This is a genomic window from Caballeronia sp. GAWG2-1 (assembly GCF_023631405.1).
GTDB lineage: Bacteria > Pseudomonadota > Gammaproteobacteria > Burkholderiales > Burkholderiaceae > Caballeronia.
The window spans coordinates 220,339-237,746 of sequence record NZ_JALQDD010000026.1 but is presented as its reverse complement, the minus strand read 5'-3'; the positions used below and the strand labels follow the sequence as shown (position 1 = coordinate 237,746).

General features: G+C 63.3%; 14 protein-coding genes. 6 read left to right on the top strand and 8 right to left on the bottom strand.

Going from position 1 to position 17,408, the window contains the following annotated elements; genetic code table 11:
* Positions 1–867 carry a glucose 1-dehydrogenase gene (locus NCR98_RS16260; RefSeq protein WP_250466884.1) on the bottom strand — a complete coding sequence of 289 codons (867 nt, stop codon included), beginning with the start codon at positions 865–867 and terminating at the stop codon, positions 1–3.
* A 187-nt stretch (positions 868–1,054) separates the two neighbouring features.
* On the opposite strand from NCR98_RS16260, the gene NCR98_RS16255 reads away from it, so the two are divergent.
* Positions 1,055–2,236 carry a 4-hydroxybenzoate 3-monooxygenase gene (locus NCR98_RS16255; protein ID WP_250466883.1) on the top strand — a complete coding sequence of 394 codons (1,182 nt, stop codon included), beginning with the start codon at positions 1,055–1,057 and terminating at the stop codon, positions 2,234–2,236.
* A gap of 125 nt (positions 2,237–2,361) precedes the next feature.
* Here NCR98_RS16255 and NCR98_RS16250 read toward each other — a convergent pair whose 3' ends face one another.
* The gene (locus tag NCR98_RS16250; protein WP_244829703.1) at positions 2,362–4,554 is read right to left on the bottom strand and encodes an amylo-alpha-1,6-glucosidase; all 2,193 of its coding nucleotides are present in this window, start codon (positions 4,552–4,554) and stop codon (positions 2,362–2,364) included.
* A gap of 229 nt (positions 4,555–4,783) precedes the next feature.
* Here NCR98_RS16250 and NCR98_RS16245 point away from each other — a divergent pair, with 229 nt between their 5' ends.
* Together NCR98_RS16245 and NCR98_RS16240 are read left to right on the top strand one after the other, a co-directional pair.
* A complete protein-coding gene (locus NCR98_RS16245; protein WP_250526664.1) occupies positions 4,784–5,578 on the top strand; it encodes a sulfite exporter TauE/SafE family protein in 795 nt (264 codons plus the stop codon).
* Positions 5,579–5,836: 258 nt separating this feature from the next.
* Positions 5,837–7,534 carry an acid phosphatase gene (locus tag NCR98_RS16240; RefSeq protein WP_250493314.1) on the top strand — a complete coding sequence of 566 codons (1,698 nt, stop codon included), beginning with the start codon at positions 5,837–5,839 and terminating at the stop codon, positions 7,532–7,534.
* A 279-nt stretch (positions 7,535–7,813) separates the two neighbouring features.
* Here the strand turns inward: NCR98_RS16240 and NCR98_RS16235 are convergent, their stop codons facing one another.
* The gene (locus NCR98_RS16235) at positions 7,814–8,209 is read right to left on the bottom strand and encodes a RidA family protein (RefSeq protein WP_250466877.1); all 396 of its coding nucleotides are present in this window, start codon (positions 8,207–8,209) and stop codon (positions 7,814–7,816) included.
* Positions 8,210–8,241: 32 nt separating this feature from the next.
* Entirely contained in the window at positions 8,242–9,141 is a 900-nt protein-coding gene (locus tag NCR98_RS16230) for a LysR substrate-binding domain-containing protein (RefSeq protein WP_250526663.1), read from the bottom strand.
* A gap of 150 nt (positions 9,142–9,291) precedes the next feature.
* Here NCR98_RS16230 and NCR98_RS16225 point away from each other — a divergent pair, with 150 nt between their 5' ends.
* Positions 9,292–10,188 (top strand): NAD-dependent epimerase/dehydratase family protein, encoded by an 897-nt coding sequence (locus NCR98_RS16225; RefSeq protein ID WP_250526662.1) that lies wholly within the window; start codon positions 9,292–9,294, stop codon positions 10,186–10,188.
* 126 nt (positions 10,189–10,314) lie between these two features.
* Here NCR98_RS16225 and NCR98_RS16220 read toward each other — a convergent pair whose 3' ends face one another.
* The 3 genes from NCR98_RS16220 to NCR98_RS16210 all read right to left on the bottom strand — a co-directional run bounded on the left by NCR98_RS16220 (position 10,315) and on the right by NCR98_RS16210 (position 15,906).
* A complete protein-coding gene (locus NCR98_RS16220) occupies positions 10,315–11,412 on the bottom strand; it encodes a malate/lactate/ureidoglycolate dehydrogenase (RefSeq protein WP_250526661.1) in 1,098 nt (365 codons plus the stop codon).
* A 184-nt stretch (positions 11,413–11,596) separates the two neighbouring features.
* Positions 11,597–13,066, bottom strand: coding sequence for a M20 family metallopeptidase (locus NCR98_RS16215; RefSeq protein WP_250526660.1), 1,470 nt, complete (start codon positions 13,064–13,066; stop codon positions 11,597–11,599).
* A 110-nt stretch (positions 13,067–13,176) separates the two neighbouring features.
* On the bottom strand, positions 13,177–15,906 hold the full coding sequence (locus tag NCR98_RS16210) for a penicillin acylase family protein (RefSeq protein ID WP_250526659.1): 2,730 nt from the start codon (positions 15,904–15,906) through the stop codon (positions 13,177–13,179).
* A 190-nt stretch (positions 15,907–16,096) separates the two neighbouring features.
* On the opposite strand from NCR98_RS16210, the gene NCR98_RS16205 reads away from it, so the two are divergent.
* The gene (locus NCR98_RS16205; RefSeq protein WP_250509987.1) at positions 16,097–16,267 is read left to right on the top strand and encodes an oxidoreductase-like domain-containing protein; all 171 of its coding nucleotides are present in this window, start codon (positions 16,097–16,099) and stop codon (positions 16,265–16,267) included.
* A 250-nt stretch (positions 16,268–16,517) separates the two neighbouring features.
* Positions 16,518–17,027 (top strand): DUF1993 domain-containing protein, encoded by a 510-nt coding sequence (locus tag NCR98_RS16200; RefSeq protein WP_250466872.1) that lies wholly within the window; start codon positions 16,518–16,520, stop codon positions 17,025–17,027.
* Here the strand turns inward: NCR98_RS16200 and NCR98_RS16195 are convergent.
* Positions 17,020–17,403 (bottom strand): VOC family protein, encoded by a 384-nt coding sequence (locus NCR98_RS16195; RefSeq protein ID WP_250466870.1) that lies wholly within the window; start codon positions 17,401–17,403, stop codon positions 17,020–17,022. The genes NCR98_RS16200 and NCR98_RS16195 overlap by 8 nt on opposite strands.
* Between the last annotated feature and the right edge of the window lie 5 nt (positions 17,404–17,408).

Sequence of the window (17,408 nt, the reverse complement as noted above, 5' to 3'; positions counted from 1 at the left end):
TCAAATGATCGGCTTGCCGCCCGTCACCGCGACGGTGGCGCCCGAAATGTAGCTCGCCTCGTCCGAGGCGAGCAGCACGTAAGCGGCGGCCAGTTCGGCAGGCTGGCCGGCGCGTTTCAAGGGCACTTGCGAGCCGAAATTCTTGACCTTCTCGACGGGCATCGTCGAAGGAATCAATGGCGTCCAGATCGGTCCCGGCGCCACGCAATTTGCGCGAATACCGCGCTCGGCCAGCAATTGCGCGAGGCCGCCCGTGAAGTTCTGGATCGCCCCCTTCGTACTCGCATACGCAATCAAACCGGGATTCGGCGCGTCCGCATTCACCGACGTCGTGTTGATGATCGCCGCGCCCTCCTTCAGATGCGGTAGCGCCGCCTTGGTAATGCGAAACATTGCGCCGATGTTGGTCGAGTAGGTCTTGTCCCACTCGTCGTCGCTGATGTCTTCGAGGCCGTCGTAGGTCATCTGGTAAGCGGCGTTGTTCACCAGCACTTCGAGATGGCCGAACGCCTCCACCGTCTTCGCGACGAGTTCGCGGCAATGCGCGCGGTCGGTGATGTCGCCGGGCAATAGCAGCGCCTTTTGTCCCGCTTCTTCCACCCAGCGGGCCGTCTCCTTGGCGTCGTCGTGTTCGTCGAGATAAGAGATCGCCACGTCTGCGCCTTCGCGCGCGAATGCAATCGCCACCGCCCGCCCGATGCCGCTATCGCCGCCTGTGATGAGCGCAGTCTTGCCGGCAAGTTTGCCGCTACCTTTGTAACTCTCCTCGCCGTGGTCGGGCTGCGGATCGAGCGGCTTGGTTAATCCGGGACGGCGTTCTTGCTGCTGTTCAGGAAACGGCGGCTTGGGGTAATTCTTCGCGCTCATCTGTTCTCTCCATTCGATTGCGTGCTCGGGATTTACCCTGAGTCAGCAAGGGATGGACCCGTGATCGCGGCATTTTCGGGCCTTTATCTCGAAATGGGATAGGCGCTATGCTCCGTATCGCGTTGCGACATACCGACGCTGCAACGAGACTGTACGCACAACATTTCGACGCAATCACGGAGACATCATGCGTACTCAAGTCGGCATCGTCGGTGCGGGCCCGGCCGGGCTTCTGCTTTCCCATCTTCTGCATTTGCGCGGCATCGAGTCGGTCGTACTCGAAGCGCGCGGTCAGCAGGACATCGAATCGACCATTCGTGCGGGCGTCCTCGAACAAGGCACGATGGATTTGCTCAATCAGGCGGGAGTCGGCGCGCGCATGCAGGCCGAAGGCGCGTTGCATCACGGTTTCGAACTGGCGTTCGAGGGACAACGGCGCCGTATCGCCTTGACAGAACTGACGGGCCATTCGATCACGGTCTACGCGCAGCATGAAGTCATCAAGGATTTGGTCGCGGCGCGCCTTGCGGCGAACGGCGCGCTCAAGTTCAACGTGTCGAACGTGAGCTTGCACGATTTCGCGAAGAACAGCGACGGCAAGCCGCGCATCGAGTACACGCATGAAGGGCGCGCCGAAACGCTGGAGTGCGATTTCATCATCGGCTGCGATGGCTCGCAGGGCGTCTCGCGCCCGTGCATTCCGGAAGCGGTGCGGCAGGACTATCAGCGGGTGTATCCGTTCGGCTGGTTCGGCATTCTGGTCGAAGCGCCGCCTTCGTCCGACGAACTCATCTACGCGCGCCACGACCGCGGCTTCGCGCTCATCAGCACGCGCTCGCCCGGCGTGCAGCGCATGTATTTCCAGTGCGATCCGAAAGAGTCCGTCGATGCCTGGTCCGACGACCGCATCTGGGCCGAACTGCACGCACGCGTCGATACCCACGATGGCTGGCAGATCACGGAAGGGAAGATTTTTCAGAAGAACATTGTCGGCATGCGCAGCTTCGTATCCACGCCGATGCAGTCAGGCAAGCTCTTCCTCGCCGGCGACGCGGCGCATATCGTGCCGCCGACGGGCGCGAAGGGCTTGAATCTCGCGGTGTCGGACGTGCGGGTGCTCAATGCCGCCCTCGTCGATTTCTATAAGGAAGGCAAAAGCGACAAGCTCGCGCAATATACCGAGACCGCGCTCAAGCGCGTGTGGCGCGCGGAGCATTTCTCGTGGTGGATGACGCGCATGCTGCACAAGCTCGACGATACGTCGCCCTTCGAGCAACGCCTGCAGGTCGCGGAACTGGAGCATGTGACGACTTCGCATGCGGCGGCGACGGCGCTTGCCGAAAACTACGTGGGCAGCGTGGCGGTTTGATTTCCGCGCGTTAAGTTCGAGCGGATGGACGGCGCAGCTTGCGAGGTCATTTCCCGAAACCTTGCAAGCACGCGGCAACTCGGCTCACGCGCGCAACGCTTCCCACGCGTTGCGCGTTCCTTCACTCAAAGCACCGCGACGACCCGCGCATCCCCTTCCACGGATGGCACCACTTGGCCGCCCACGCGCCGGAACGTGATCGTCACGTTCTTGTCGCCGAGACGCAGATCGCCGATCTCCAGCCAGTCGATGCCCTCCGGCAACTGCGGCCGGTCGATGCGTATCTCGTCGTTGACCGCGTCCATCGTCACGCCGAGACACGCTTCGAGGACCATGAACGGCGCGCCCGCTGCCCACGCCTGCGGCAGACACGCCACCGGATAAGCGATCGGCCGTTCGCCGCGCTGACGCGTGAAGCCGCAAAACAACTCGGGCAAACGCATGTCGAACGTGACGGCCGCCTCGAACAAAGCCTGCAGCAGACCGACCGCCGCGCCGCGCTCGCCGTAACGCGCAAGGCCACGCGCGCATAACGCCGTATCGTGCGGCCAGACCGAGCCGTTGTGGTACGACATCGGATTGAAACGCGGCTGCCCGGCGGCGAGCGTACGCACGCCCCAGCCGGTGTGGAACAAGGTGGATTCGAGCTGACGCGCGACCTTCTCGCCGCGCTCGCGCTCGACCAGATCGAACGCGAGCAGATGCCCCGCATTCGATGACAACACCCTGCACAAGTCGCCACGCCCGTCGAGCGCTATGCCGTAGAAGTCCATCTCCGGCATCCAGTACATTGCTTCCACGCGCTCGCGGATATGGCGCGCGCGCCGCTCGAACTCGTCCGCACGTTCGTGTTCGCCGCGTTCGCGACCAAGCCGCGCCATCGTCGAGAATGCCGTCGATGCGTATGCCTGCACTTCCACCAGCGCAATCGGTCCGATGGGAAATTTACCGTCCGCATGGAACACGGAGTCCTGACTATCTTTCCAGCCCTGGTTGGCGAGTCCATGCTCGGACGCGCGCTGATAGTCGAGCAAGCCGTGCGGATTCTTGTCGCAATGACGCGCGACCCAGTCCGCCGCGAGTTGCAACGCGGGCCAGATTTCGTCGATGAGCGCCTGATCGCCGGTGCGTTCCGCATATGCGCCCGCGAGCACGATGAAAAGCGGCGTGCTGTCGACGCCACCGTAATAAAGCGCGAATGGCACCTCGCCGGTCGCGGCCATCTCGCTCTTGCGCGTCTCGTGCATAATCTTGCCGATTTCCGCGTCGCGGAACGCCGAGTCCTCGCGCGCCTGATGAGCCGCGAGAAAGCGCAGCACGCCGCGCGCGAGCGTGGGATGCAGCCACAGCATTTGCAACGACGTGATGATCGCGTCACGCCCGAACGCGGTGGAGAACCACGGGATGCCCGCATACGGATACGGGCCGGTTTCGAGATCGGTGGTGAGAAGCCCGAGGTCGGCCAGCGACCGGTCGATCCATTCGCTGAAGAGCGGATTGCTCGAACGCACGCGCGCACTGGCGCGACGCCGGTCTCGCATACGCCGATGCGCCTCGACGAGCGCTTCGCGGATAGCCGGACGGCCCGATTCGGGCGCACACTCGGCGGCTTCGGCGGCGTTGCGCTTGCTCTCTTCGCTGGCGTCGCTGAGCGCGTGTGTCACGGCCGTGACGGAGAGATAGACCGAAATCGCCGTCTCCGATTCGATACGCAGCGCGTAATCGGCGCGCGTCGGCGAGAGCACGTCCGGCGCGGGCGTGAACTGGATGCGCGCGGTGCGTTCCACTTCGTCCAGGCCGATATAGCGCAACACCACCTCGCCATTCTCGACAATGGGCGGCCGCAAAGTGCCGCGCTTCTGGCGCTTCGAGCCACGCACCTCGAACATATCGAGAAAGTCCGCGGCGAACGAAATGGAGATCGGCACCGTGGATGGCTCGGTGCCGTAGTTCGTCAGCACGATGCTTTCGTGCAAAACGTGCCCGGAAAGCACACGTTTGCGCTCGACGTGGATCACGCCCTCCGGCGTCTGGGCTCCGCCGATGGGCGGCAGCGGCCGGTTGGTCAAGTGCGCGGTGAAGACAGCGTTATCGCTCGATACGCTGCCTGAAAGCAGCGACGGCGCGCGTCCACCGAACGTGAGCACCAATTGCGAGAGCACACGGGTATCGTTGACGAACAGGCCGTCGTCGCCGCCGCGGATATCGCCGTTGGCGTCGTAGACGGCGAACGTGTTGCCCGATTTCAGGACGAACTGGCGCTCGCTCGGAATGTTGACGTTCTCGGTCGGAATGAAGGCATCGTCCGCGCCGGGCATAGTCGCTTGCGCCTGTTGCTGCTGCTGTTGCGTCTGGTCCTGCGTCTGATCCTTTGTGTCCATTGCGCCTTCCTGAACTGAAAGTAGTGTGTAATCACGACGGCCGGCCAGCTCGACCAGACCGATGTTTTTGCAGGGTGCCCGCCGCTCATGCGCAGCAATCGGGCCGCTCACCGGATATCATCGACGGTTTTTCGACCGGACCGGGCCTGACGGGTTCTCCGCATCCATGGCATTTCCGCATATCGACTTACTTTATTCTGCTTCGGGCCTCGGCGTCGGCTTTCTGGTCGGCCTCACGGGCGTGGGCGGCGGTTCACTGATGACGCCGCTGCTCGTGCTGCTCTTCGGGATTCATCCGGCAACGGCAGTCGGCACCGACCTGCTGTACGCCGCCGCGACCAAGACCGCCGGCACGCTCGTACACGGCCTCAAGGGCTCGGTGGACTGGCGCATCACTGGTCGCCTCGCCGCAGGCAGCGTGCCGGCCGCCGCCATCACGCTGTATTTCCTGCACCGGCACGGCATGACTTCACCCGACACGGGCCGCCTGATCCAGTTGATTCTCGGCGTCGCGCTGCTCATCACGGCCGTGTCGCTCGTGTTTCGGCCGCAGCTCGCGCGACTGGCCTACCGCAAAGGCCAGGGACGAGCGGAACGCCCTGCCCGCACAACCGCTCTGACCGTGCTGACGGGCGCCATCCTCGGCGTGCTCGTTTCGATCACGTCGGTCGGCGCGGGCGCGATCGGCGTGACGTTTCTGCTGCTGCTTTATCCGCGTCTCGCGACGGTATGCATCGTCGGTTCCGATGTGGCGCATGCGGTGCCGCTCACGCTCATTGCCGGCGCCGGGCACTGGATGCTCGGCTCGGTGGACTGGGCGCTTCTGCTCTCGCTCCTGGTCGGCTCGATTCCCGGCATTGCCATTGGCAGCATGCTTTCCTCGAAAGCGCCCGAAACCGTGCTGCGTTACCTGCTTGCCGCGACGCTGATTCTGGTCGGAGCCAAACTCGTGTTCAGTTGATGTTAGTCACGCGGCCCGGCGGTTTCCAGTCGGCCAAGTGACATAGGCGGATACGCAGCCGTTCGCAATCCGCCTTATGCCGTTTGGCCGGGTTTCGCCAAGCGCGCCGATACGGCATCATGCGCTCTCAGTTGGGCCCGCGTCACCGCATTCTTCAGCGGAGAGCGGAAAAGCGTGCGCGCCCTTGGTGCGTGCGGCGTGAAAAGGCGTCGATGCACGGCGCGCGGTGCGTGCGACAAGACCACGAGGAGTCAGGCGATGAACGAGAACGACCATCCGCATCACGAGTTGTCTTCCCTTCCTGAAGCATCGGCGAATGACGCGCCTGTCGATCCGGCGCGGCGCCGCTTGCTCGCGGCCGGCGTCGGACTCGCCGGTTTATCGCTGGGCGGCTGCAATCTTTTCGAACAGAAGCCTGCCACACCAAAAACAGCGGCTGATGTCGCGCTCGACCGCACGCTCACGGCGAACGTGCGGCAGATCGTCGTGATCTACGCGGAAAACCGCAGTTTCACGAATCTGTACGGGAATTTTCCGGGCGTGCAGTATCCGCTGTCGGCGGTGTCGGCGTCGCGCTTCACGCAGCTCGACCGCGATGGCGTCACGCCCATGCCCACACTGCCGAAAATCTGGGGCGGGCTCGTGCCGCAGGCGCAGGAAGTGGATGGCACGCGCTACGCCATCACCGAGCAGCAGATTTCCGGCCTCAAGAACTCGCCTTTCCGGATCATGGACGCGAACGGCGCGCCGCTTCCCAATTCGGTCATTACACGCGACCTCGTGCATCGTTTCTATCAGAACCAGATGCAGATCAACGCGGGCCGCAATAACCAGTTCGCCGCGTGGGGCGACTCGGGTGGCCTCGTCATGGGCCATTACCAGAATTCGCCCGATACGCTCAGGCTCTGGGGCCTCGCGCAGCAATACACGCTATGCGACAACTTCTTCATGTCGGCATTCGGCGGCTCGTGGCTGAACCATATCTTCCTGATCTCGGCGCAAGCGCCCTTTTATCCCGATGTGCACAACACTCCGGCGGCGCGATTGCTCGCCGTCGTGGATGGCGACGATCCGACCACGCCGCGCCTGAAACTGGCGCCGGATTCGCCGAAATCCGCGCTCGAAGGGCCGCCCAAATTCGTTCGCGATGGCGCCCTCACCGCGGACGGCTACGCGGTCAACACGATGTTCCCGCCGTACCAGCCGAGCAACGTGCGTCCCGCGCCCGGCGGCGATAGCTTCACCGCCGATCCTTCGAATCCGCTCGTGCTGCCGCCGCAGACTTACGCGACCATCGGCGACCGCCTTTCGGCCAAGGGCGTCAACTGGGCGTGGTACAGCGGCGCGTGGCAATACGCGCTCGATCATCGGGACACGGGTTCTGTGCCGGACTTCCAGTACCACCATCAGCCGTTCAACTACTTTCGCAATTTCGCGCCGGGCACGGCTGCACGCGCCCGGCATTTGCGCGATGCGGGTCTCGGCGACGATTCATCCACGAACAAGCTGCTCGCGGACATCGATGCCGGACGCCTGCCTTCCGTCACGTTCTACAAGCCGCAGGGCAATCTCAACATGCACGCGGGCTATGCGGATGTTGCTTCGGGCGACCGGCATATCGCCAATGTCATCGAGCATATTCAGCGCGGACCGCAATGGGCGAACACGGTGATCGTCGTCACGGTCGATGAAAACGGCGGCTGGTGGGATCACGTCTCGCCGCCGAAGGGCGATCGCTGGGGGCCGGGTTCGCGCATTCCGGCACTGGTGATTTCGCCGTACGCAAAGAAGGGATATGTCGATCACACGGTCTACGACACCAACTCGATTCTTCGCTTCATCTCGCGCGTGCACGATCTCGAACCGCTCGATGGCGTGGCGTCGCGGGATCGGGCGTTTGCGGCGAACGGGGAGAAGCCACTCGGCGATTTGACGGGGGCGCTGGATTTGGCCTGACAACACTCGCGTGCCGACGGCCGGACGGAACTTCGCATCACGCGAGGGATTACGCGTCCGGTCGAAGTCCTCCGGTATCCGACAAAATATCGGACTCGGCGTAAAGCGCGCGAGGCAGCGAGCCGCCGGGAACTGCGTTGCGCGACGCAAGCCGTCACGCCCGGAGCCGTTCCGGATTCAACAAATGCCGTAACTCGCGCGGCGACGGCCGACTCGCATTTCAAAGATCACGCGCGAAACTCAACACCCGTGGAAAGCCGCGATGATCCCAAGCCAAAATCATCGTCCGTCTTCCACCCACGCCCGCGCCGATATCTCGACCAGATATCCATAATGCAACGCGCCAACCGGCACGACGGCGCGCGCCGGCTTCCAGTCGCCGAAGAAGCGCGTGTAAATTTCGTTGAACGTCTTCCAGTGATCGACGCCAACGAGATACACCGTCACCTCCATGCAATCCTCGATGCGCGCGCCCGCCGCTTCCAGCACGGTCCGCAGATTGGCAAGCGTCTGCTCTGCCTGCTCCTCGAACGGCCGGTCCCCGGTATGCGTGCCGTCGGGGCGCATTGGCAACTGGCCCGAAACGCAGACGAGATTGCCCACGCGCGTTGCGTGGCTGTAGTGGCCGGCGGGAACCGGAAGTTCGGGTGCGTTGATGGTCTTGATCGTAGGCATGGTCATGGTCGAGTGATTATCAAAGCTTGATTTCAAAGCGTGAGCCTCGTCGCCAGGAAGTCGAGGAACGCACGCGAGCGCGCGGCCATCGATTCGGTCTGATAGAACACCGCGCTGATCGGTTGACGCACGTCTTCGAGCGCGTCGTCAAGTATCGGACGCAAACGGCCCGCGCGGATATCGGCGGCGGTCATGAATTCGGCGAGGCACGCAATGCCGCCGCCATCGAGCGTCAATTGCCGGATAGTCTCGCCGCTGGACGCCGATACCGCAGGCCGGATCGTCACGAACGGCGCGCCCGGAATATTGCCCGATGCGCGCAACGGCCAGTCATTGAGGCTTTCGGGCGCGGTGAAGCCGATCAGCCGCGCGCGCATGAGTTCATCGACATCACGCGGCTCGCCGTGTTCGGCAAGATAATCCGGACTCGCCAGAACACGCAGTCGGCTGCTGCCGAGCGAGCGCGCGTGCAAGGTCGAATCCTGCAGGACGCCGATGCGAATCGCGATATCGACGCGCTGCTCCATCAGATCGACGATGCGCTCGTTGCTCGTCAGTTCCAGCGTGATGTCCGGATAAAGCGCGGCGAACGCCTTCACATGCGGCACGATGCAGTGAAGCACGAACGGCGACGCCGCATCCACACGCAGCCGCCCGGCCGGACGCTCGTGCCGGCGCGAGATCGCTTCCTCGGCGTCATCCATCGCGGCGAGGATGGCGCGAGCGCGCGTCAGAAACAGCTCGCCTTCCTCGGTGAGTTGAAGACGGCGCGTCGTGCGGCGCACGAGGGTCGTGTCGAGCTTCTTTTCGAGGCGCGTCAGCGTGCGGCTCACGCCGGATACGGTTTGCTGAAGCGTTTCGGCGGCTGCGGTCATCGAACCACTGTCTATGACGGTCACGAAAACCTGCAGTTCGTCGGTATTGGTCTTCATGCGGGCGCGATGCGGATCGATTGTTGATTTCAAGTCAAGTTTGATTTGAGACTAGCATCGTTTTTGCGAAAGTCGAAACGGGACATACTCTCTGCATCGGTTCAAACGAATTCCCGCAAATCGCATTGCATGGGACCACAGGAGCAAAACATGAAGATTTTCATCACAGGCGCAGGCGGCTTTATCGGCGGTTCGATCGCGGCGGGACTCGCGCGCGACGGTCACACGGTGCGCGGCCTGATCCGTCGCGCCGAGCAGAGCGACGCCTTGAAGCACGCGGGTATCGAGCCCGTCGTCGGCAGTCTCGACGACGCCGCGCTTCTCACCGCCGAAGCCCGTTCTGCCGATGCAGTCATCAACGCGGCCAGCAGCGATCATCGCGACGCGGTCGAAACCCTGATCGCCGCGCTCGAAGGCTCCGACAAACCGTTCCTGCATACGAGCGGATCGAGCATTGTCGGCGATGCGTCGGGCGGCGAAGCATCGGACAACATCTACACCGAAGAGAATCTGCCGGAACCGACCGCCGACAAGGCGCCGCGCGTGGCCATCGACAAGCTCGTGCTGGGCGCCGCCAAGCATGGCGTGCGCTCTGCCGTGCTGTGCAACACGCTGATCTACGGTCACGGCGCCATTCCGAACACCGCAAGCGTGCAACTGCCGCGACTCGAACGTCAGGCGCAGAAGAGCGGCATCGTGCGTCATGTCGGACGCGGGCTGAACATCTGGTCGAACGTGCATATCGACGATGTCGTCGATGCTTATCGACGCGCGCTCGACAAGACGCCGGCCGGCACGTTCTATTTCATCGAAAGCGGCGAGGCGCAGTATCGCGACATGACCACCGCCATGGCGCGCGCGATGCAATTGCGCGGCCCCGAAGACTGGCCGCTCGAAGATGCCGTCAAGGAATGGGGTTATGAGATGGCCAACTACGGGCTTGGCTCGAACAGCCGCGTCAGAGGCAAGCGCGTGCGCTTCCTGCTGGGCTGGGAGCCGAAGCGGACCTCGGTCATTGACTGGATCGAGAAAGAAATGGTGCGGTGAACGGTGTCGCTTCGGCTCTGAAAGTCGCGCCGTTATTCCGCGACTGAGGCCAGAGGCAATCTGCCATCGAGCAAAACAAAGCGCGAAGGGCAAACTGGCTTGACCAATTTGCCCGTCGGTTTCACGTTACTTCAACGCGCCCGCGAACTTCTCGATTTCCGTCTCCGCCATCCCCGACTTCACAGCCGATTCGCGAATCTGCCGCCACGTAGTCGGGTCGACCGGCACGCCGTTCGAATTGCGCTCGGCGCGGCGCGCTTCCTCCGGTTCGCCAGGCGCGTGAATCGCATCGGTGCCAGCGGCTTTCGGCGAAGCCTTCATCCATTCGAGGAACGCTTCCGCTTCGGCCTCTGCGGCCGGGGCATCGAAGGAGTTCGGGTCGAGAATCACTGAAGTCATGCAATTGATGATCGCGCTCGACTTCTCCAGCGTGCTCTCATGCGTGGTATATCCGCCCGACAGCGCGCCGCCGAAAATCTCGCAGAGCGCGGCAAGCCCCGAGCCCTTGTGCAGACCGAATGCGGTCAGCGAACCGAACGGCTCTTCATGCATCACTTTCGGTTCGAGCGTCGGCACGCCTGCGTGGTCGAGCAACATGCCCGGCGCGACCTGCACGCCCTTGTTGTAGGCGACGCGCGTCTTGCCGTAAGCAATGCCCGCCGTCGCGAAATCCAGCACCAGCGGCTTCTTGCCCTTACGCGGATACGCCGCGCAGAAAGGGTTCGTGCCGAAGCGCCGGTCGATACCGCCAAACGGCGCCACCAGCGGATCGCCCGCTACGTTCACGAAGTGAAACGACACGAGCCCCGCCTTCGCGCATTGCTCCGCCCAGTGTCCGATCCGGCCGATGTGATGCGCGTTGCGCAAGCCGACCGCGCACACGCCGAACTTCTTCGCGCGCTCGATGCCGAATTCCATCGCCTCGTAGGCAACCACTTGACCGAAGCCCTTGCGACCATCGACGGTGATGACGGCGCCCGCATCGCGAACGATTTCAGCATGCGTGTTGAGCTTGAGTTGGCCATCCGCGAGGGAGGACGTATAGCGCGGAATCATGCCGACGCCATGCGAATCATGCCCCGAGAGATTCGACATCACGAGATGGTCCGCCACCAGTTCGGCCTCGCGCGGCGCGCTGCCGGCGCTTTCCCAGATGGCGCGCACATAGGCGTGAAGGGTATCGGCGGCGATGCGCAGTTCGGGGGATTTTTGGGTATCGTTCATCGCGATGTCTGTCTCCTGTATGTGAAGTGCATGGCCCGGCCGCAATGCCGCACGACGGGCGAGGGCCTATTACTTTACCCATGATCAACTGGCCTTACCAGTTCGTTTTGAAGAATTCGCTGAAAAGGCCCGAAAAAAAGCCCGCGCGAAGCGGGCGATCTCTGATTCCGGAAGACGCGTTGAATCAGGGCGCAGCAGCGATCACTTCCGCCACCGCCGCCGTCAGTTTCCTTGCGTAGGGCACGTGCAGGAATTCGTTCGGCCCGTGCGCGTTGGACTTCGGGCCCAGCACGCCGCACACCATGAACTGCGAGCGCGGAAAGCCTTCCTTCAACGTGTTCATGAGCGGAATGGTGCCGCCCTGCCCCATGTATGCGACATCCGCGCCAAAGTAGCGACGCGATGCATCGTTCAACGACGTCCCCAGCCAGGGCGCAAGCTCGGGCGCGCTCCAGCCAGTTGCCGCGCCGGCTTCAGCCTTGAACGTGACCTTGGCGTTGTAAGGCGGATCGAGTTCCAGCAGCGACTTCAACTGACCGACCGCTTCGGCGGCTTCGACAAGCGGCGGCAGGCGCAGCGACAGCTTGAACGCGGTGCGCGGCGCGAGCACGTTGCCGGCGTCGGCGAGTGACGGCAGGCCGGCGGCCCCCGTGACCGTCAGCGACGGACGCCACGTCGAATTGATGAGCGCTTCTTGCGGGTCGGTAGTGGTCGGCAACACACTGCCGCCGTCCTGGCCACAACTCCACGGCAGTTTCTTCCAGACATCGTCGCCGAGAATGCGGGCGGTCGCTTCAGCCTCACGCAGACGTTGCGCGGGAATCGAGCAATGAAAGTCCTTCGGGAGCAGGTTGCCGGTGGCCGCGTCTTCGAGCCGCTCGAACAGTTGCCGCATGATGCGAAAGGTCGATGGCGCGATGCCGCCGTAGCCGCCCGAATGCAGGCCTTCTTCGAGCACCTGGATTTCGAGGTCGCCCGAGACCAGACCGCGCAGCGAAGTCGTGAGCCACAACTGGTCGTAGTTGCCCGCGCCGGAGTCCAGGCAGATCACGAGGCCGACATCGCCCAGGCGTTCGCGGAGCGCGTCGATATACGGCAGCAAGTCGTAGCTGCCCGATTCCTCGCACGTCTCGATGATGCCGACGCAGCGCGGCCGCTCCACGCCTTGGGCGTCGAGCGCGGCGAGCGCCGTGATGCTGGCGTAGGTCGCGTAGCCGTCGTCCGCACCGCCCCGGCCGTAGAGCCGGCCGTCCTCGAACTTCGGCGTCCACGGGCCGAGATCATTGCGCCAGCCTTCGAATTCAGGCTGCTTGTCCAGGTGGCCATACAGCACGACGGTTTCGGTGCTGCCCGAACGCGTTGCGGGCGCTTCGAAGAAGATCACGGGCGTGCGTTCAGGCAGACGCACGATCTCGACTTTCAGGCCCGTGACGCGCTGCGCCTTCACCCAGTCCACCGCGTCCGTCACTACCCGTTCGATGAAACCGTTCCGCGCCCAGTCCGAGTCGAACATCGGGCTTTTCGCGGGCACCGCGATGTAGTCGGTCAGCGCGGGCACGATCTCATCGTTCCATTTCTGGTCGACGAAACGCTGCAGTTCCGTCGAATCGAGCCGTACCGCTTCTTCGTGTTGCGTATTGTCGCCGTTAGTCATGAGCGTGTGTCCAGGCGGGCAAAACCTTCATCATAGACGGGTTTCGCGGCCCTTTTGCGCCCATGCCTTTGATCGTGCGGCAATCATGCAATTTTTTTCAATATGTATGATCAATAGCGCGTTCCCGTGATCACGGTGCGCGAAACGGCTGGATCGGCTTCGATCGCCTGATCGGTGAACGGAAAGCGCGCCCACTGTTTCGCCGAGAAAAGACGCGTGGCATCGGCCGAGTGCGGCGAAGCGGGATCGTCGGACTCGGAATGCGACAGCAGCGTGTCTGCCTCCACGCCGCCCGGGCCATCGGCCGCGAACGAGACGACTTGTACGTAGCTGTCGCCCTGACCGTTCGCGTCCATCGGATACCCCTTCGCGTCCAGCGGACGCCGCGCGCATACCACCGTAAAGTAGCCCGCTTCGTCGCAACCGCCGTAGAGTGGCACGCGTTCGCCCGCGCGCGTGGTATACAAAATGTCGCCGCGCCGCGAATCGAGCGCGAAACCGTTCAGCCGGAGCGCGAGCGCCGCGCCGCCGAGCGCCTGTCGCAGATCCTGTACGACGGCGGGATTGTCGATGTTGAAGCCGCTCGGCGTATCGAGCGGCTTGTCGGGGCTGAAGGGCGTCGCGTAGAGGCGCTCGGGCGCGAGGCGCGTCACGCGTTGCCAGAACTCGTCCCAGAGGTTCGCGCCGCGTGCATCGATATCCGATGAACCGTTCCAGCTGCGCAGCACTTCGCATGCATCATGCAAAGCGTATTGCGCGTCGTTGCCGTTGCACACGGCATCGAGCAGCGGTTGACGATACAGTCTCTCCGACATCGAGCCGGTAGCCAGCACCGCGGTTTCCAGCGCGTCTCGCGTGATGCCGCCCGGCTCGCGCTGCAGCCGCGCCGCGAGCAGATGGCCGTAACGCGTGCGCAGCGACTGCTCGTAACGCGTCGCTCCGGCCACGCGCGCAAGGCCCGTGAGCGGCGCGTTCGCGTTGGTGAGCCAGTAGCTGTCGTTGAAGTTGCCGACGTAATCGCCGCGCACGACGCTCGCCATTTGCGCGACCGGCAGCGCGCCCTGCCGCACGCTCGATCCATCCGCGCGCCACGCGCAGGCGCTCTTCGAACCGTCGAGGAACGGCACGCCCGGCATACGGCTCGCGAGCGCGCGGCCGGCGGGCGGCGTGCATGCATCGGCGAGCGCGTCGGGCACGTCGGGGATCGCGCCGATGTCGGCGAACCAGACGCGCGCGTCGTTGCGGCCGATCGCGAGCGTGTTGGCCCACGGCATCGCCGCATAGCGCTTTTGAATCGCCATGAAATCCTCGAGCGAGCGCGCCTGGTTCCACGCGAAGAAGTTCTGGAAGGCGCGCGCGTTGTCGGCGTTGACATCGGCGAGCGCATAGGCCCGCTGCGTGTTCCATCCAAGTGCCGGCGAAACCGCGGACAGGTCCATCACCGGGCCGAAGCGCGTTCGATACAGCGTGCGCGTGACGGATTCGATCGTGCCATCGGCGCGAAGCGCGCGGACGGTGAGCGGCACGGGCGTCATCGGCTGGCTTCGACCATCGAACATGTAATGCGTGGGATCGGCGGGATCGAGCGTCAACTGGAAGATGCCGAAGCGGCGCGCGCTCGATACGGTATGCGTCCACGCGATGTTCTCGTTGAAGCCGAGCACGATGAGCGGCACGCCGAGAAACGACACGCCGGCCACATTCACGCGTCCGGGGATGGTCAGTTGCGCCTGATAGAAGCGGTCCGGGCCGCGCCAGAACCAGTGCGGATTGCCGAAGAGGATGCTGCGTTGGTCGCGCGTTACCGGCGCGCCGAATGCGAGTGCGTTGCTGCCGATGCCGGGGTTTTCGCCGATCGGATAGCGCAGGGCATCGAGCGGGTTGTCGGCGTGGAACGGAGTGCCGAATGCGGGTGCTTGATTGCCGAGGCCGGGATTGTCACCGGCGGAATAGCCTGAAAAATCGTGCGATTTTGTGGCATGAAGCGGAGTGCCGAATGCTGCGTCATTGCTCATGCCTGGATCTTCGCCGCTGAGATAGCGCGGCAATATTCGCGAACTGGCGGCAGCAAGCAGAGCGCCCTTGTTCACCGGAGATGGCGTTAGCGCGATTCGCCCGCCGCTTTCATCCAGCGAACCAGCCGATGTACTGCTCGTCGCCGGCGCCGCGTCCGGCGTTGTCTCCCCGCGCGGCGTCGCTCCCGCCTTCGGGGGTTGCGCCGCTGCAATCGCCTGCACGAAGCGCGTCGATCCGCCCGCGAGATTCGCCGCGATCAGCCGACGGTAAATATCGTCCGATGTGATTTTGTCGACCCACGGCTTGCCTTTGCATGCAGCATGCAACTTCGGAAAACTGCCCGCGTTTAAATCTGCGAGATAGCGGTTGTAACCGGAGGCGAAGCCATCGATCAGATCGCGCAGGTCGACGCCTTGCGCCGCGCGATAGCGTTCGACGGCGGCCTGATCGATAACCATGCGGAAGAAGAAATCGGCATCGAGGTTGCGCGGCTGACCGAACGTCGACATCGATGGCGGACGCGCATCCGCGCCGAACGAGGCCGAGCGCTCGCCGCGATAGGTGACGAAGGCATCGGCGAGCGTGCACAGGTTGTCTTCGGCTTGCGCGTAGCCGAAACCGAAGCCGAGACTGCCCCAATCCACCGCGCGTACGTGCGGGATGCCCGACTCCGTGCGGCGGATCTCCGCGCTATACGCTGTGTTTCCGGCTTGCGTCGATTGCGCGGTTTGCGCTCGCCCCGCATCGGACTGAGGCGCGCTGCACGCGGCCAGCAACACGCTTAGGAGCGCACCAGAAATCGCATGCCTGACGGTCTGGTTCATCGGGAGAATCCTGTGTCCGATCGACGCGGTTTGTAGAATGCCTCGCGCGAAAGTATCGCATTCGGCGTTCGCAGGCCGCCGCCAAAATTTAGACGACCGTGCGCTCCTGGGTGACGAAGCATTTTGCATGCGGCATGTTGCATGCAACATGCAATGCACAATGACCCGATGAGATTCCCCACAGCGAGAGATGCCCCCTACCGACGACCCGCGCCCTGCGCCCCCCGAACGTCCATTGCCGGAAGACTGCTGCCAAAGCGGCTGCCATCCTTGCGTGTTCGATCTTTATGAAGAAGCGCTGGAGCGTTACGAAGAACGACTTCGGGAGTGGAACGCGAGACATGGTGAGGCGTCTGGGTGAGAATGCGGTTCTCGCGGCGTGGCACGCCGAATCGCCGTTCATGGAAAGCGTCGCAGCCAGCCGTTCAAGCTTTCATGTCCGCAACACGACGGACCAAGCCGGCTCGCCGATTCACTTCAGCAGCCCGCACCTCACAGCGCTATGCTTATGCCCCGCCGACATACTCGGCGCGGCGGCCATGATTGAGGCAACTCGAAAACGCCTACGCTAGCCCCACCCGCATCACAAACCAAAAAAGGAGCGCTCTCCCATGTCACTCTCGATGTATCGCGCGTCGATTCCCGTGTTCATTCGCGGACTCGAGGTCTGCGCCAGCCTGCTGGAAAAAGGCGCCGCCTTCGCCGATGAAAAAGGCCTCACCCACGCCGATGTAATCAACGCGCGTCTCGCCCCCGACATGCTGCCGCTCGCCGCGCAGATTCAGCGTGCAAGCGATACGGCCAAGCTTTCCGCCGCGCGTCTTTCAGGCGCGGAAGCTCCGCGTTTCGAAGACAACGAAGACAGCTTTGCCGCTTTGCAAGAGCGCATCGCGAAGACCATCGTGTTTCTGAAGAGCATCCAGCAAGAGACACTGGCCGACAGCGAAACGCGCACCGTCACGATGAAGTTTCCCAACTTCGAACCATCGTTTTCGGGCGTCGATTATCTCTTCGGCTTCGGCCTGCCGAATTTCTACTTCCATGTCGTGACGACGCACGACATCCTGCGTCACCTCGGCGCGCCTATCGGCAAGCTGGACTATCTCGGTCCGCTCAAATGAGTTCGGAAATCTCGATCAGGTTGTAGTCCGGATCGCGCACATAGACCGAGCGCAATTTTTGCGTCGCGCCGGTTCGTTCGACCGGACCTTCGATGATCGGCACGTTCATCTGCGCGAGCCGTTCGATCACCCGGTCGAGCGGCACGGCGGCGATGAAGCACAGATCGAGCGCGCCCGGCACCGGCAGATGCGCCTTCGGTTCGAATTCGGAACCGCGCACGTGCAGATTGATTTTCTGATTGCCGAAGTGAAACGCGAGACGGTCCGAGCCGAAGCTTTCGAGCTTCATCTGCAGCACATCGACGTAAAAGCGTTTGGTCGCCTCCACGTCGACGCAGGTGAGGACGAGATGGTCGAGATGATCGATGAGAGACATGCCGG

Coding starts and splice junctions, on each gene's coding strand:
- NCR98_RS16230 (WP_250526663.1), bottom strand. CDS start 9,141: ATGAAGACCAATACCGACGAACTGCAGGTTTTCGTGACCGTCATAGAC.
- NCR98_RS16245 (WP_250526664.1), top strand. CDS start 4,784: ATGGCATTTCCGCATATCGACTTACTTTATTCTGCTTCGGGCCTCGGC.
- NCR98_RS16215 (WP_250526660.1), bottom strand. CDS start 13,066: ATGACTAACGGCGACAATACGCAACACGAAGAAGCGGTACGGCTCGAT.
- NCR98_RS16260 (WP_250466884.1), bottom strand. CDS start 867: ATGAGCGCGAAGAATTACCCCAAGCCGCCGTTTCCTGAACAGCAGCAA.
- NCR98_RS16220 (WP_250526661.1), bottom strand. CDS start 11,412: ATGAACGATACCCAAAAATCCCCCGAACTGCGCATCGCCGCCGATACC.
- NCR98_RS16240 (WP_250493314.1), top strand. CDS start 5,837: ATGAACGAGAACGACCATCCGCATCACGAGTTGTCTTCCCTTCCTGAA.
- NCR98_RS16225 (WP_250526662.1), top strand. CDS start 9,292: ATGAAGATTTTCATCACAGGCGCAGGCGGCTTTATCGGCGGTTCGATC.
- NCR98_RS16255 (WP_250466883.1), top strand. CDS start 1,055: ATGCGTACTCAAGTCGGCATCGTCGGTGCGGGCCCGGCCGGGCTTCTG.
- NCR98_RS16210 (WP_250526659.1), bottom strand. CDS start 15,906: ATGAACCAGACCGTCAGGCATGCGATTTCTGGTGCGCTCCTAAGCGTG.
- NCR98_RS16195 (WP_250466870.1), bottom strand. CDS start 17,403: ATGTCTCTCATCGATCATCTCGACCATCTCGTCCTCACCTGCGTCGAC.
- NCR98_RS16205 (WP_250509987.1), top strand. CDS start 16,097: ATGCCCCCTACCGACGACCCGCGCCCTGCGCCCCCCGAACGTCCATTG.
- NCR98_RS16250 (WP_244829703.1), bottom strand. CDS start 4,554: ATGCCCGGCGCGGACGATGCCTTCATTCCGACCGAGAACGTCAACATT.
- NCR98_RS16200 (WP_250466872.1), top strand. CDS start 16,518: ATGTCACTCTCGATGTATCGCGCGTCGATTCCCGTGTTCATTCGCGGA.
- NCR98_RS16235 (WP_250466877.1), bottom strand. CDS start 8,209: ATGCCTACGATCAAGACCATCAACGCACCCGAACTTCCGGTTCCCGCC.